Source organism: Roseateles agri (assembly GCF_034043675.1).
In the GTDB taxonomy this organism is placed as follows: domain Bacteria; phylum Pseudomonadota; class Gammaproteobacteria; order Burkholderiales; family Burkholderiaceae_C; genus KK5.
Genome location: NZ_JAXCLA010000001.1, coordinates 570,819 through 584,961 on the forward strand (window position 1 = coordinate 570,819; position 14,143 = coordinate 584,961).

The 14,143-nt window shown below is 67.7% G+C and carries 9 protein-coding genes and 5 pseudogenes; 6 read left to right on the forward strand and 8 right to left on the reverse strand.

The window, feature by feature from the left end:
* The first annotated feature begins 549 nt into the window (after window positions 1-549).
* From tnpA to tnpC, 6 genes and pseudogenes are all read left to right on the forward strand, one after another.
* On the forward strand, window positions 550-951 hold the full coding sequence (tnpA, locus tag SNE35_RS02520) for an IS66-like element accessory protein TnpA (RefSeq protein ID WP_320421232.1): 402 nt from the start codon (window positions 550-552) through the stop codon (window positions 949-951).
* A gap of 41 nt (window positions 952-992) precedes the next feature.
* A pseudogene (locus SNE35_RS32065) lies at window positions 993-1,124 on the forward strand (transposase family protein); the annotation flags it as partial.
* 25 nt (window positions 1,125-1,149) lie between these two features.
* On the forward strand, window positions 1,150-1,281 hold the full coding sequence (locus tag SNE35_RS02525; protein WP_320421233.1) for a hypothetical protein: 132 nt from the start codon (window positions 1,150-1,152) through the stop codon (window positions 1,279-1,281).
* A gap of 260 nt (window positions 1,282-1,541) precedes the next feature.
* Window positions 1,542-1,805, forward strand: a pseudogene (locus tag SNE35_RS32070) (IS66 family transposase); the annotation flags it as partial.
* Between the two features lie 148 nt (window positions 1,806-1,953).
* Window positions 1,954-2,145, forward strand: a pseudogene (locus SNE35_RS02535) (IS66 family transposase); the annotation flags it as partial.
* Between the two features lie 77 nt (window positions 2,146-2,222).
* A pseudogene (tnpC, locus tag SNE35_RS02540) lies at window positions 2,223-2,900 on the forward strand (IS66 family transposase); the annotation flags it as partial.
* Window positions 2,901-3,251: 351 nt separating this feature from the next.
* Here tnpC and SNE35_RS02545 read toward each other — a convergent pair.
* The 8 genes and pseudogenes from SNE35_RS02545 to SNE35_RS02580 form a co-directional block, all read right to left on the reverse strand.
* Window positions 3,252-3,455: a hypothetical protein gene (locus SNE35_RS02545; RefSeq protein ID WP_320421235.1), complete on the reverse strand. Its 204-nt coding sequence runs from the start codon at window positions 3,453-3,455 to the stop codon at window positions 3,252-3,254.
* Window positions 3,456-3,578: 123 nt separating this feature from the next.
* The gene (locus tag SNE35_RS02550; RefSeq protein WP_320421237.1) at window positions 3,579-4,991 is read right to left on the reverse strand and encodes an amidase; all 1,413 of its coding nucleotides are present in this window, start codon (window positions 4,989-4,991) and stop codon (window positions 3,579-3,581) included.
* Complete coding sequence (locus SNE35_RS02555; protein WP_320421238.1) at window positions 4,975-6,150, reverse strand: alanine racemase; 1,176 nt, start codon at window positions 6,148-6,150, stop codon at window positions 4,975-4,977. The genes SNE35_RS02550 and SNE35_RS02555 overlap by 17 nt, the downstream gene beginning before the upstream one ends.
* A gap of 4 nt (window positions 6,151-6,154) precedes the next feature.
* Window positions 6,155-7,048: an alpha/beta fold hydrolase gene (locus SNE35_RS02560; protein ID WP_320421603.1), complete on the reverse strand. Its 894-nt coding sequence runs from the start codon at window positions 7,046-7,048 to the stop codon at window positions 6,155-6,157.
* A gap of 33 nt (window positions 7,049-7,081) precedes the next feature.
* Window positions 7,082-8,527, reverse strand: a pseudogene (locus tag SNE35_RS02565) (M81 family metallopeptidase); the annotation flags it as partial.
* Window positions 8,524-10,194: a serine hydrolase domain-containing protein gene (locus tag SNE35_RS02570; RefSeq protein WP_320421240.1), complete on the reverse strand. Its 1,671-nt coding sequence runs from the start codon at window positions 10,192-10,194 to the stop codon at window positions 8,524-8,526. The gene SNE35_RS02570 and the pseudogene SNE35_RS02565, both read right to left, overlap by 4 nt.
* Window positions 10,195-10,206: 12 nt before the next feature.
* Complete coding sequence (locus SNE35_RS02575; RefSeq protein ID WP_320421241.1) at window positions 10,207-11,583, reverse strand: MFS transporter; 1,377 nt, start codon at window positions 11,581-11,583, stop codon at window positions 10,207-10,209.
* Window positions 11,584-11,585: 2 nt separating this feature from the next.
* Complete coding sequence (locus SNE35_RS02580; RefSeq protein ID WP_320421243.1) at window positions 11,586-14,012, reverse strand: TonB-dependent receptor; 2,427 nt, start codon at window positions 14,010-14,012, stop codon at window positions 11,586-11,588.
* Between the last annotated feature and the right edge of the window lie 131 nt (window positions 14,013-14,143).

Below are 14,143 nucleotides of genomic sequence, written 5' to 3' on the forward strand. Positions count from 1 at the left end.
AAAAGCAGTAGACAGAAAACTCCCTAGTCGCTTATTCGGGTCGCTCTGCGGTATTAAGCTGCACCCTCTTTTGCAGGGAATTCTAGGAGGGGGCACTGGAAAGCGACCTGCGGATTTACACCAGTGCGAGCTCGACTCGAAGCGGTGCGGCAGAAGCTGCGAATGACACCCCGGAGGGAGCGGCTCGACTGCTCTCCACGGTACAGAGCAAGTGAGATTCCCCCTCTGCAGGCCGCCAATGCAGGGCGCAGGCGAGAGGCCGGACGTCAATCTTCGGAGCGGATTCAATCGGTCGACGCGGCGCGTTCGCCCAATCGCTCAGCAGGCGACAGAAAGCGAGCGTTCCGCGGGGCGACTCACTCCACCTTTTGGGAAATCAAGTGGAGAGTGGTCAATTCCATCTTCTAGCCATCTCGCCAACTCTCACACATCAATCACTGCTACATGACCGAGCAGCACGCCCAAGTTCAGTAAGGCTCCGGCCAAGTCACCTTGAAGTCCGGTAGCCGGACTTGGATGCTTGTGTCCACGAAATGGATGCGTGGAGAAATGGGCACTTCAGACTTGAGCGCAGAGGAACTGACGACACCCGCAGGGCGAAGCTGGCGACGGCATTCGGAAGAGTTCAAGACGCGTGTCATCGAGTTGGCACGCCAGCCGGGTGTCTCAGCGGCGGCAGTGGCCATGGCCAATGGCATCAACGCCAACATGCTGCGCCGCTGGGTCAAGGAGGCTGGCGAGTTGAGCAGTGAGCACAAGGCCACTGCAGCGGTTGTGCCGGCGTTTGTGCAGCTGCCCATGCCGCAAGAGACGCCGCCCACCTTGCCGCCAGCGTCGACGCAGGTGCCGAGCACCGTTGCGGTTGCGATCCGCCGTGGCGGTACCACGGTGCGGGCCGAGCTGCTGTTGGACTCGCGCAGCGCTGCCTGGCTGCGCGAGGTCCTGGGTTGATCCGCGTCTGCGCCGTCTGGCTGGCGGTTCAGCCCTTGGACATGCGGCTGGGCACCGAGGCAGCTCTGACTCGCGTTGTCGGCATCTTTGGCGCTGCGCACCCGCACCATGCCTACCTGTTTGCCAACCGTCGCGCCAACCGCACGAAGGTCCTCGTGCACGACGGCATCGGCGTGTGGCTCGCAGCCCGGCGACTCAATGCCGGCAAGTTCGTGTGGCCGCTGGACGGCGCGAAGCACGCAGAGCCTCACGCGCGTGCAGCTCGACGCGCTGGTGCTGGGCTTGCCGTGGCAGCGCCTGGGCGAGGCCGGCATCATCCGCACGATCTGAGCTGCGTGTTGCCCCGTGAGGGCAATTGCCGGATATGCCGATTCGCTGAGCGTGTCGATACAGCACGATGGCCGCCCAAGATCAGTGCGCAGCAACTGGATGCCTTGGATCCGCAGACGCGGCAGGCGGTGCTGTCGCTGCTCAACCAAGTCCAGCAGCGTGAGCACGAGATCGCCTTCAAGCAGGCGCTCATCGACAAGCTCACGCACGAGATGGCGGTCCTCAAGCGCATGAAGTTCGCCGCCACCAGCGAGCGCTTCGCCAGCACCCTCTCGCCCGAGCAGCGCAGCCTGCTGGAGGAGACGGTGGACACCGACATCCACGAACTAGACGGCGAGCTGCAGCGGCACCGCAAGAAGAGCGACAAGAAGGACGAAGACGAGAAGCAGCAACCCAAGTGCGCCCAGCTGCCAGCACACCTGCCGCGTCGCGACGTGCCGCACGAGCCGGCGGACACGACCTGCGGCTGCGGTGAGGCCCTGCAGCGCATCGGCGAGGACGTGGCCGAGAAGCTGGACTACCAGCCGGGCGTGTTCAGCGTCGAGCGCCACGTGCGTGGCAAGTGGGTCTGCAAGTGCTGCGAGCGCATCGTGCAGGCACCGGTCCCCGCGCACGTCATCGACAAGGATCCCCACGGTGGGGCTGCTGGCGCAGGTATTGGTGGCCAAGTTCATGGACCACTCGCCGTTGTACCGGCAGAAAGCCGTCTTTGCGCGTGCAGGCCACGTGATCGCACGCTCGACGCTGGCGGAGTGGGTGGGCGCCTGTGGCGCCCAACTGCAGCCGCTGGTGCAGGCCCTGGCCGACGAACTCCGGCGCCACATGGTGCTGCACGCCGACGAGACGCCAGTGGCCATGCCCAAACCGGGCAACGGCAAGACCCACAAGGCCTACATCTGGTCGTACTGCACGCCGAGCAGCAATCCGGTCAAGGCCGTGGTGTTCGAGTTCAGCGAGAACCGCAGCGGCGAGAACGTGCGCGAGTTCCTGCGGCTGGACAGCCCAACGCCTGGCAAGGCACGCTCGTCACCGACGGCTTCAGCGACTACGCCGCCTGCGTCGACAAGGGCGTGACCTCCGCGCAGTGCTTGGCGCATAGCCGACGCAAGTTCCACGAACTGTGGGCCAACCACGGCAGCCAGGTCGGCGAGCAAGCGCTGCGCTTCTACCAAGGCCTGTTCCGCATCGAGCGGCAGATCGAACAGCTTCCCAGCGACGAACGGCAGCGGATACGGCAGCGCAAATCACGACGGGTGCTGGCGGTGTTCCATCGCTGGCTGCTGGCGAAGAGGCTGTTAGTGCCGGCCGGCTCCGCGACGATCAAGGCGATCGACTACAGCTTGAAGCGCTGGAAGGAACTCACGCACTTCGTGAATGACGGTGACGTGCCGATCTCGAACAATTGGATCGAAAATAAAATCCGCCCAATTGCAGTCGGAAGATCCAACTGGCTGTTCGCCGGCAAGCGCGCCGCGGCCATCATGAGCTTGCTTCACTCGGCGCGCATCAACGGGCACGACCCGTATGGCTACTTCAAGGACGTCTTGGCTCGCTTGCCGACACATCCGGCCAGCAAGATTGACGAGCTTCTGCCGCATCGGTGGTCGCCAACCGCTTGAGCTCAGCTGGGCGCCCGGTCACGCCGAATTCCCATCCCCGGAAGTCGAATTTCCAGCCCCTGAGGATCTTTTCCCATCCCCCGTTCCAATTCCCATCCCCTTTATAAAAGGGGCTGGGCAAAACAGATGAGGGGCAGGGAAACGCCGTCAAGGTGTGTTCGCTGGACGCCTACCAAGCTCAATCCGTCATTTGCAACATTCCTTCCGCCTAGCCAGTAGGTGATGTGATTCGTCAATCGGTTGAAGCCGCCACGAACACCGTCTGTCCGACGACTCAGCCTATCGCCGTCACCAGCAATGACCTGCAAGGCGGAAGTGAAAGATCGCCGTGAACCATGGCGATCATTGACGTCACCAACGCAGCAGCAGTGGCGGGTACACGGTTGGGTACATCCGAACGCCGATGATCTCGAAGGAAGGGGGTGCAGCGATCCCCACTTGTTCGTGGGAATCGGTCAACGGATTGGCCGAGCATTCGACTTCGATGTCGTGCCCCCAACCAACGAAACTCAGCTCCGATTGCGCGAAGCAGGGCAACGCGACGAGCTGAGCCATAACACTCGCGAATCTGTCCGCGCCCTCCCCCTAGGTGACATTGGGAGCCTTTTCTTGGCCGCGCGTAGTTTGTACGACCATCCCGTCTGGGTTAAGAGGCGCAGTCCGCAGATCGGCCCGCGCCTACCAACCCCGCGGATGGCGGCGCTGCCATTCGACAACCTGCTCCAGCGCGCCAGCAAGACCCAGCAGGCATTCGTCCTGCCCCGGCATCGCCATCAACTGAACGCCGACCGGAATCCCCGCCAGGGTCTGGTGGACCGGCAGGCTCATGGCCGGCGCGCCGCAGAAGTTCGCCCAGGGCGTGAACGCGCTCCAGCGCAGCATCGCCTGGGTCGATTCCCAGCCGTCGTCCAGCCGCAGTGCGCCGGCGGGAACGGCAGGGGCGTTGCTGGTCGGGGTCAGCAGCACGTCGACGCCGGCCATCCATTTCAGCCAGGCCGATGCGGCTGCCGCCAGCCGCTGCTGGGCCTGCGCATAACGCATCGCATCGATGTCGGAGGAGCGCTCCAGATACCACTGCGTATAAGGCATCAGCTCGGCGCGCTTGGCCTCCGGCACCATCAACTGCGCCGTCAGGCTGAGGTTCACGCCGATCACGTCGCACAAGGGTTCCAGCAGTGCCCAGATGCGCAGCGGCTCGGGCAGTTGCAGCGGCACGATCTCGTGGCCCAGCGACTCCAAGGCACGGGCCGTTTCATCGCAGGCCCGGAGGCAGTCCGGGTGTGCGGCGGTCTCGTCGGTGCCCGGATCTGTCAGCAGGCCGATGCGCAACGGCGCGGGCGCGATACGGACGGCGGCGCGATGCGCGTCGGAAGCCCAGCCCGGCTGGCGCCAGAGGTCGCCGGGGCCGACCGTGCCGACGGCATCGAGGAACAGCGCCGCATCGCCGACGCTGCGCGCCACCGGCCCTTCGCTGCCCAACTGATACCAGGCAGGCAGCACCGCCGGGATGCGGCCGCGGCTGGGCTTGATGCCAACCAGGCCGCAGTTGGAAGCCGGCGTGCGCGTGGAGCCAAGACCGTCGCTGGCATGGGCCATCGGCGCCAGACCGGCCGCGACCGCAGCGGCCGACCCGCCGCTGGAGCCGCTGGCCGAGAGGCCTTCGCCATACGGGCTCAGCGCCGGCGTGGCCAGGCGGCTCTCGGTGTAGCAGCAGGGGCCGAACTCGGGCGCGTGAGTCTTGCCGAGCAGCACCATGCCGGCTTGGCGCAAGCGCGCAACGACGTTGCCGTCCTGCTCGGGGAGCCAGCCGGCGATGGCCGCGCTGCCCAGCGATGTCGGCCGGCCGGCGACCGGGTGCAAATCCTTCAGCGGCATCGGCAGGCCGTGCAGCAGGCCTTCGGGTGTCCGTGCGTCGGCTTGGCGCGCCGCGTCCATCGCCTGCTCGGCGAACACGTTGACGAAGGCACCCAGCGCCTCGCCCTGCTGCTCGATGCGGGCGAGGTAGTGGGCGGTCAACTCGGTCGACGAAATCTCGCGGCTACGCAGCGCCGCGCATTGCGCCTCGGCGCTCAGGTCATGCAGTTGGCTCATTCTTCGGGTTCCAGCCGCCGACCTTGGGCCAGCGTGCAACGATTTCATGGTTCCCTGCGCGTACCACGTCGAAGTGCGCGTAGGGAGCGGCGGTCATGCAGATGTGATGCGGCAGGATGCGCACGCGACGGCCGATCGGCAGTTGCTCGAACAGGTCATCACCACCGGCGATGAAGCCATGCTCCTGGTGGACCTCCGCCACGCGCAGGCCCGGCAACGGTGCGCCGCCATCGATCGCGCAGACGAGGCCATAGCCCAGATCGGGAAAGCCAGGCAGGCCGGTGCCGAAGGAATTCGCGCTGAGGTCCTTGGACAGCGCCAGCGCGCCCGCATCGATCAGCACACGCCGCGAGCGCGGGTTGTGCCCGATCACGCAGGCCAGCACCGAGGCGGCGATGTCGTCGATCGTGCAGGCGCCAATTGCCACCTGGTCGAGGTCGAACAGCGTGTAGACGCCCGGGCGCATCTCGGTGACGCCGGCCAGGCCCTGTGCGAACACGGCGGTCGGCGTCGAGCCAACGCTGACGACCGACAGCTCGAAGCCGGCCGCGCGCAGCCGGGTTGCGGCCTGCACGGCGGCGCTGCGCTCGGCCTCGGCGACGGTGGCGATCGCCTCGCGGCCCTGCACCGCATAGCTCTGCCCGGCATGGGTCAGCACACCGGCGAGGCGCAGGTGCGAACTGGCTGCCATCTGCCGCGCCAGCGCTAGCAGTTCCTCGCCGTCCGGCGCCACGCCGCCGCGGCCGCCGCCGCAGTCGATCTCGATCAACAGCGCGAAGCGCGTGTCCAGTGCCGCCGCACGTTGCGCAAGGTCGGCCAGCGTGTCGCGGTGATCCACCAGCAGCGTGAGCAACAGGCCGTGCTCCCGCTGCAGCGCCGCTAACGCGTCGAGTTTGTGCGCGGCGATGCCCACCGCATAGGTGATGTCGCGAAAGCCTTGGCGGCCGAAGTGGTCTATCTCCGCCAGCGTCGAGACGGTGATGCCGCCCGGCTGCCCCCGCGTGGCGAGACGTGCGACCTCGACCGATTTGGCCGTCTTCAGATGAGGGCGTAGCGCGACGCCGAGTTCATGCGCGCGGCGATTCATCGCGGCGCAGTTGCGTTCCGCGCGATCGAGGTCGAGCACGAGGCTCGGAGTGGGCAGATCAGTCAGCTTCATGGGCTCAATGATCCACCGGCCCCAGCTGCGCGACCAGCGTGTCGACCTCGTCGGCGATCAGCGCGACGAAGGGCGGTAGCATCGCCAGCGTCATGTGCTCCGCGCCGGGCACCATGCGCTCGCGGCCGCGCTTGGACAGCGCCGCATGCTGGCGCTGGTAGTCAGGCCACAGCGCGTGCACCGCCTCGATGCCGGGGCTGCCGCCGACGCCAGCCTTTTGCGCTGCCCACAGCGCCAGCATCGGCCGGTCGCCAAGATCGGGAGAAGCGCCGGCCTGGTCGGCGACGCAGTGGGTGCCCTGCATCTCCAGCGCCATCGTGTCGAGCGCGTCGGGCGTATAGGTGGCGGCCATCTGCTCGAGCACCTCGGGCATGTCTGCGAAGATCGCCTCGATCGCCGCGAACTCCGCAGGCCGCGTGCCCTCGGTGCGGTACTTCAGGCGCTTCGCCCGCTCGACCTCGACCACCGCGGCCAGTTGCGCATCCATCGAGTCGCCGATCACCCCGAACTGCTGCGGGTGGCTGGCGTCCAGCATCATCACTGCGGCGACCTGATCAGGATAGAGCCCGACATAGATGCGGTTCAGCAGGCCGCCGATCGAATGGCCGATCAGCAACAGCGGGCCATGCACATCGGCCGCAGCCAGCAAGGCATGCAGTCGGCGCGCATTGCGCTCGCCGTCCAGCGGCTCGGTATCCGGCTCGCTCCACCCCAGGCCTGGCCGGTCGTACACGCAGACGCGGTACTTGCGCGCCAGCTCGCGTTGCAGTCGAGCATAGACGGGCGAGACCGTGCCGGCGCCCGCTTCGATCACGATCGTGACCGACGAGGCCGGGCCGACGCAGTTGATGTGCAATTGCAGCCCGTCGATCGAATGCAGCTCGCCAGGTGCAGGCATCGTCGGGCCGAGCCGGTGCGGGTTGGCGACGCGTGGCCAATAGTCGAGATTGCGCACGCGGTAAGGCAGGCGGGCGAAGTCGGAGTCCAGCGTGCCAGGCGAGGCGAGATAGAGCACGGCCTTAGCCAGCGGCGCGAAGCGGGCGTAGAAATGCTGGGCCGACTTGACGACGATCAGCTTCTTGTCGGCCAAGGTGATGCCCAGGCCGGTGAACAGCTCGGGCGCCAACACCTGGCTGCGCCGGCTGATCAGCACGATGTCGACGTGCTTGTTTTCGACGCGGATCCAGACGCTGGCGCCCAGCGGCGTGAGGTGTCCCTCGTCGCCAAGGCCCGGCTGGTGGAAGTCCTCCACCACCGCCATGACCGTAACGTCCAGATCGAGCGGCACGCCCGACGCCGGCCCGCACTTGCCGCCCAGGCGCAGCGCGATACGCGCGCCGACGCCAGCATCGCGGCAGATCTGCACGGCGCCGAGGTCCCAGAAGGCGCCGATCGCCACATCGTCGATGCCGCGCTCCAGCAGTGCGCGCAGCACGAAGGTGCTGTCGCTCATCGCGCCGCCACCGGCGTTGTCGCCGGTGTCCGCCAGCACCGCCGGGCCGCCCTCTACGGCCAGCGCCTGCGTCAGCGCCTCCTCGATGCCCAGGCCTGGCGTGCGGGTCGCGTCGCGCAGCGCCCAGAACTCGCGGCCCAGCTGGCCGACGAGCCGCGCGGCCAGCGCCGCGTCGTTGTCGGTGACGACCCAGAGCCTGGCGCCGACATCGGGCACATCGGCCCAGGGGAAGCCGTGGCCCAGCGAAACCGAGAGCACGCCAGGCTGCCGCTCGATCTCCTGCATCCGGCGCACGAAGCCGGCCATCGGCTCGCGCGTGGTGTGCCACAGGCCCACCATCTTGCAGTCGAACACGGCGGTGGTCGGCTTGATACGACCATGCGCCGCGTCGAGCACGATCAGCAGCAACTCCTGCATCCGCGCCACCGCATCGGTGTGCGGATATTCCTTGTAGGCGACGATCACGTCCGCTGAGGTGCGCATCTGCTCGGTGAAGTGGCAGTGCAGGTCCAGCTCGACGCCGATCGGCACATCGGGACCGACGATCTCGCGCGCCCGGGCCAGCAGGTCGCCTTCGCAATCGTCATAGCCTTCGGCGACCATCGCGCCGTGGAGGATCAGTACCAGGCCGTCGACGGGACCGGCGGCGCGCAGGTCGGCGAGGATCTCATCGCGCAACGATTCGTAGACCGCGCGCACGGTCAGGCCGCCGGGCATCGCGAACGCGGTCACGCTCTCGACCAGCTCGTGGCCGGCTTCGACCAGCCACTGGCGCAACTGCCGCGGGAACTGGCCGTATCCATGCGCGTCGCGCGTGCTGGCGTCGCCGTGGAAGATGCCGTATTCCTCGAAGCTCCCCTGGCCGGTAGGGGCGGCGGCGAAGGTGTTCGTCTCGGTGGCCAGGAAGGCGGTGAAGATCTTCATTGGACGTTGCTCTGTTTGCGGACGAAGCGCAGGCCGCGGGTACGCGCGCTGTCGTAGCGCAGACCGGTGACCGCGCCGCTGGCGTTGCGTTCTATGTTGACGATGTTGCTGGCGCCCAGCGCAGCGATCAGCAGGTCAGTGGGGGTGATGCCCATCACCGTGTCGGAGAACGGATTCAGGCGCGCAATCAGTCGGCCGTAGCGGCCCTGCAGCGTCATCAGCAGTTGGCCGTCGACGCCGTACTCGATCTGCGCGTCAGCATCGAGTTCGTCGCTGCGGTAGTGGCCGCACAGCTGCGGCGCCAGCACGGCCGTGTCGGGAGGCGTCTCGGGCAGGCGCTGCAGCAACTGCAGCTCTCCGCCTTCGCGCAGCGTCAGCGTCGGCGGTGGCGTCGTCGTCACTCCCACACCTTCGAAGTCGATCGCGATGCTGTTCTGCGCCACGTCGAGGAAGTCCAGGAACAGGCCGCCCGATCGCTCGCGCAGCGGCAACGGCGGCCCGCCCATCCAGGACAATCCCAGCCGGTCCCCAGCCTGCCCGAAGGCGACGAGCTTGCCGGTGCCGGGCGCGTGATAGCGCTGGCCGACCAGGCCGCCATAGGCGCTCGCCGCGGCGCGCGGCACCGGCGACTCCTGCAAGGCATCGTCCAGCAGCGCGTCTATGCACTTGAAGGCCAGTTGGGCTGGGGCCACCGGCGCACCGTTGGCCAGGATCATGATGTCCAGCCCATGCGCTGGCACAGTGATCATCTGCGAGCTGCCGCCGAGCACTGCGCCGTTGTGGTGGATCACTTCGATGCCGCGGTACGCGTGCCGCACCAGGCCGAAGCCATAGGGCAGCACTTCGCCGGAAGCCAGCGTCGTCGGCGCCAGAATCTGTTCCCAGGTGGCCGCACTGCCGACCGTCTTCCGTTCGCTGCGCATGTGGGCGAGCCAGACCAGCATGTCGTCCAGCGTCGAGACCAGCGAGCCGCTGCCCTCGAATTCGCAGGGATACACGCCGCGCCGCCAGCCGCCAGTCGGGCCCGCCGGGCTCAACTCGGGGACGTAGAGCGTCGCCATGCCCGGCCGCACGTCGAGGTCGCTGGCCACCGATTCGGTGTCCAGCATGCCCAGCGGCGCAAAGATGCGCATGCGCAGGAACTCGGCAAAGCTCAGGCCGCTGAGGCGCTCGATCGTCATCGCCAGCATGCGGTAACCACCGTTGCTGTAGAGCATCCGCGTGCCGGGCTCGGCGTTGAATGTGCGCTGGCGAGCCATCACGCCCAGGCTCATGCCGGTCGGCTGTTGCGCCATGCCGTGCGCCAGCGTCCACAGCTCGTCATGGCCGCGCCAGCCGCCGGTGTGGTTCATCAGCTGGCGCAGCGTCGGCCCCTTGGGGCTCAGGGCTGGCAGTTCCGGCAAGTGACGCTGGATCGGATCGTCGATGCCGAGCTTGCCGTCCTCGGCCAGCAACATGATCGCCAGCGCGGTGAAGTGCTTGCTGGTCGAGGCAATGCGCATCCGCGTGCGCGGCGTGTTCGCTACGCCCAGCTCGAGGCTGGCGAGGCCCACGGCGCGGCGGACCAGCGAGCGGCCATGCTGGCGGATGCCCAGCATCAGGCCCGGTGCATCGCTGCGGTTGAAGGGTTGGAGCAAGGCGTCGATGGCCTGGATCGGATCGGACATGGAAGTAAATCCTCAGCTACTTGGGTTGACGGCCTTCAGCAGGCGCACGAAGGCGGGTTCAGTGGCGCGCAGCAAGGCGGCGCCGGCCAGGCAGCCGGTCATCGTCGCCGCGACGATGGCGATGGCCAGGCCGTTGGGCACGGACTTCACCGCGTCCGATATCACGCCGATGGCCAGCGGGCCGAGCACCGCGAAGGGCAGGCCGCCCATCGACAGCGCGCCGATCACACGGGCGCGCAGGTGCGGCGGCGCCACCTCCTGCAGCACATTGGGCAGCACCACCGCGCCGGCGATCAGCGGGATCAGCAGCAGCGCCAGCAGCACGAAGACATCGGTGCCAGAGCGCACGAACAGCAGACCCACCGAGATCAGCCCGGCGCTGCCATAGCCCAGTGTCAGCACTCGCACCGGCGCCGCCGCGCCGACGCGCTTGCGCGCGATGCGCATTGCCGTGACGCCGATCACACCGCCGATCAGCGTGCCGGCCATTGCGGCGATGCCGATGCCCTGGCCCAGCTGCTGCGGCTGCAGGCCGAACTGCCGCGCCGCGACGATCGGCATCCAGCTACCGACCGAGCTGAGCCCGACCGCCGCCAGGCCGGAGCCGGCCACCAGCCGGGCCAGCGTGGCCCAGTGGTTGCGCAGGTAGTCGCCGAAGCTGATGCCCTCGGCCGCGTCGACCTGGACCTTCCTCGCTGCAGGCGTCCGCCGCGTGCCGCGGATCGTCAGCACCAGCAGGATCACCGGCAAGCCGACGACGGACATCGCGAAGAAGGTCAGTCGCCAGGTTTCGAGGCCCTGCATCGCCACCGGCAACAGGTGCCGCGACTTCTCGATGCCAGCGACGATGCTGCCGCCCAGGATCGCGCCGAGCGCGCCGCCGAAGATCGACGAGATCGCGAAGATCGCATTGGCCAGCACCCGCTGTGCCCGCGGGAACAGGTCTGGGATCAGGCTGTTGGTAATCGGCCCGAGCCCGGCCTCGCCGACGCCCAGGCCGATCGATGCGACGAACAGCATGCCGTAGTCCATTGCCGTGCCGCGCAGCCCGGTGGCCGCGCTCCACACCAGCACGCAGCCAGCCAGCACGAATCGGCGGTCGAAGCGGTCACCGAGCCAGCCCAGCGGCAGCGTCGCCAGGCCGGTGAACAGCACAAGGCCGCCGCCCTTGAGCATGCCGATCTGCGTGTCGGACAACGACAGCGTGTGGCGCATCGGCTCGGTCAGCAACGTGACCAGCATCGAGTCGATCGAGCCCAGCACCGTGGCCACCAACAGCACGCCCAGCGCGTACCAGGCGGCCAGGCCTGCCTTCGTCTTCTCTTCGACCGGCACAGGCGTAGCCGTTTCCGCCGCGATCGCCGCGGCGGGGGGAATGACGGCGACCATGGTCAGAACGCAGCGCTGAGCGCGACGCCGATCGTGCGGGGCTCGATCACGACAGCCTTCGCCGCGGTCGGCTGGCTGAATGAGAGGGCGGCGATGCCCTGCGTGTTGCTCAGGTTGCGCACATAGGCGGAGACCTGGTAGCGATCAAAGTCGATGCCAGCCTGCAGGCCGTAGACGGTGTAGGCCGGCGTGGGAGCGTCGGGCAGGATCGGGCTACCCGGGAAGCCGGCATGGCGGTCGCTGAGATGGCGCACGTTCAGCCCCGCATAGGCCGCGCGGCCGGCCAGCTCGAAGCTGCGCGAGGCCGCCAGCGTGGCAGTGGTGCGCGGCGTGTTGGGAATGCTGTCGCCGGCGTGGGCGCCCAGGCCGGCCGCATCGGTGCGCATCTTCGCGTCGATCAGCGACAGCGCGCCGTCGATGCGCCAGTGTGCGCCGGGCAGCCAGCTGAGGTTCAGCTCGCCGCCGCGAATGCGCGCCTTGCCGCCGTTGGTGAGGAAACTGAAGATGCCGTCGTTGATCGGCTGCTGAATGTCGCTCCACTCGATGTCATACAGCGCCGCCTCAACCGACAGCGTGCGGTCCAGCAGCGTCGCCTTGTAGCCGGCCTCGTAGCTCCAAAGCGAGTCGGAGGTGAACATCGGCTTGATCGTCGAAGAGGTGGTGGCCAGCAGGCCGTTCGGGCCACCGGGACGGTAGCCGCTGGCGACGCGCACATAGAGCTGGCTTTCGCTGTCCAGCGCATAGCCGGCGGTGGCCAGCCAAGTGGTGGCCGTCTCCTTGGAGCTGCCGCCGTTGGCCGAGGCGCCGCCAGCCAGCAGGCCCGACGAGGTGTTCGTGTAGGTCTGCTCCATGCGCCCGACGCGCACGCCGCCGGTTAGCGCCAGCTTCGGCGTCGCGTGCCATGTCACGTCACCATAGAGGGCGAGGTCATGGTAGGTCGCGGGCTTGGTCGTTTCGAGCAGCTTGAGCGTACCGACGCCGGCTGCGGTGGCGTACTGGATACCGCCGACGATGCTGGAGCGTTCGCGATTGATGTAGAGGCCGGCCAGCCATTCGACATCGCGCGAGGCGCGCGATGTCAGGCGAAATTCCTGGCTGATGCGGTGCTGGGTGCCGAGGCTGTTGGCCCAGCTGGAGGTGGCCGGCACGCCGGCGCCGTTCAGCACCGGCACGACGATCGAGCTGGCGTCCTGCTGCGCGTTCAGGTTGACGTCCTGCGCGGAGGTGATCGCGTTCAGCCGGGCCCAGCCGAGGTTGTATTCGATGTCCAGCCCGACCAGGTTCGTGCGCACGCGGTAGGGCTCGCGCGAGCCGATGCGGCGCGCGCCCTGGCCCGAGGGGAACTGTCCGGTTACCAGGTTGATATCTTCGTAGTCATAGCCGTCGCGCTGCGCTTCCTGTGTGGTGGCGGTCAGGCGCACGGACAGGTCCTTGGTCGGCGTCAGCAGGCCCGAGACGCGGGCACCGGTGGTGGTGCCGCGGTTGACGTCCTTCTCGGCCGCCGGGCCGATCGCGTCGACATGGCCACCAAAATGCGTGGTGTACGCTGCGACCCGCACGGCCGCCACGTCCTGCTTGATCGGCACGTTCACCACGCCGCTGGTCGTGTAGCCGGTGCCGCCGCCTTGGGTGGACGATACCCCGGCCCGCACGCTGCCGGAGAACTCACCGGTGTCGGGGTCGTTGGTCACGTACTTGACCACGCCACCCATCGCGCCCGCGCCGTACAGCGTGCCCTGCGGGCCGCGCAACACCTCGATGTGGTTCAGGTCCAGCAGGCCCATATCCAGCGGCGTCACCGACCCCAAGCCGTAAGGCGCGCTGGAGCCGGTGGCAACGTCGTCCACGTACACGCCGACGGAGGCAGCGCCGACCGAGGCGGTGGCCAGGCCGCGGATGCTCAGCGCGCCGGCATAGGCGCCGCCGTGGATGAGGGCAACGCCGGGCAGATCGGCCACGTAGTCGGCCAACTCGCGGGCGCCCTTGCGCTCCAGCGCATCGGTCTGCAGCACGTCGACCTTCAGCGGCACCTCCTTGACCGGCTCCCGGCGCCGCGCTGCGGAGACGACAACGGAATCGAGCGTCGACACGTCGGCGCGCGGCTTCGGCTCGTCCGGCGGCGAGACGTAGATGACGATCGCGCCGCTCGGGTCGCGCCGCACCTTCAGCGGCGTGCCTTCGAGCAGGCGCGCCAGCGCGTCCTCGGCGGACAACTGGCCCTTCAGGCCCTTGGTGGACAGGCCCTTGATGTCGTCGACCTTGTAGAGCAGTTGCACGCCGGCCTGGGCGATGTAGGCATCGAGCGCGCTCTTCAGGTCGCCGGCCGCGACGTTGAAATCACGAGCCTGGCCATAGGCCGAAGCCGCGACCGCCAAGGTGCAGACCAGGGCCAGATGTCGAAGCGTCTGGCCACGCATGTTTTTCTTCATGGGGGAATCCTTGGTTGGAAACGATGACTGCTAGTTGTTGAGACGAACGCCCCCGCGGATTCCGGTAGCCATCGCACCTAGACACAAACCCTGATCTGTCGTGGAGCCCCCGCATCAAGACGTGCCGGAAA

Coding starts and splice junctions, on each gene's coding strand:
- tnpA (WP_320421232.1), top strand. CDS start 550: ATGGGCACTTCAGACTTGAGCGCAGAGGAACTGACGACACCCGCAGGG.
- SNE35_RS02545 (WP_320421235.1), bottom strand. CDS start 3,455: ATGGCTCAGCTCGTCGCGTTGCCCTGCTTCGCGCAATCGGAGCTGAGT.
- SNE35_RS02560 (WP_320421603.1), bottom strand. CDS start 7,048: ATGCCTGCACCTGGCGAGCTGCATTCGATCGACGGGCTGCAATTGCAC.
- SNE35_RS02550 (WP_320421237.1), bottom strand. CDS start 4,991: ATGAGCCAACTGCATGACCTGAGCGCCGAGGCGCAATGCGCGGCGCTG.
- SNE35_RS02570 (WP_320421240.1), bottom strand. CDS start 10,194: ATGTCCGATCCGATCCAGGCCATCGACGCCTTGCTCCAACCCTTCAAC.
- SNE35_RS02580 (WP_320421243.1), bottom strand. CDS start 14,012: ATGAAGAAAAACATGCGTGGCCAGACGCTTCGACATCTGGCCCTGGTC.
- SNE35_RS02525 (WP_320421233.1), top strand. CDS start 1,150: ATGCCGGCAAGTTCGTGTGGCCGCTGGACGGCGCGAAGCACGCAGAGC.
- SNE35_RS02575 (WP_320421241.1), bottom strand. CDS start 11,583: ATGGTCGCCGTCATTCCCCCCGCCGCGGCGATCGCGGCGGAAACGGCT.
- SNE35_RS02555 (WP_320421238.1), bottom strand. CDS start 6,150: ATGAAGCTGACTGATCTGCCCACTCCGAGCCTCGTGCTCGACCTCGAT.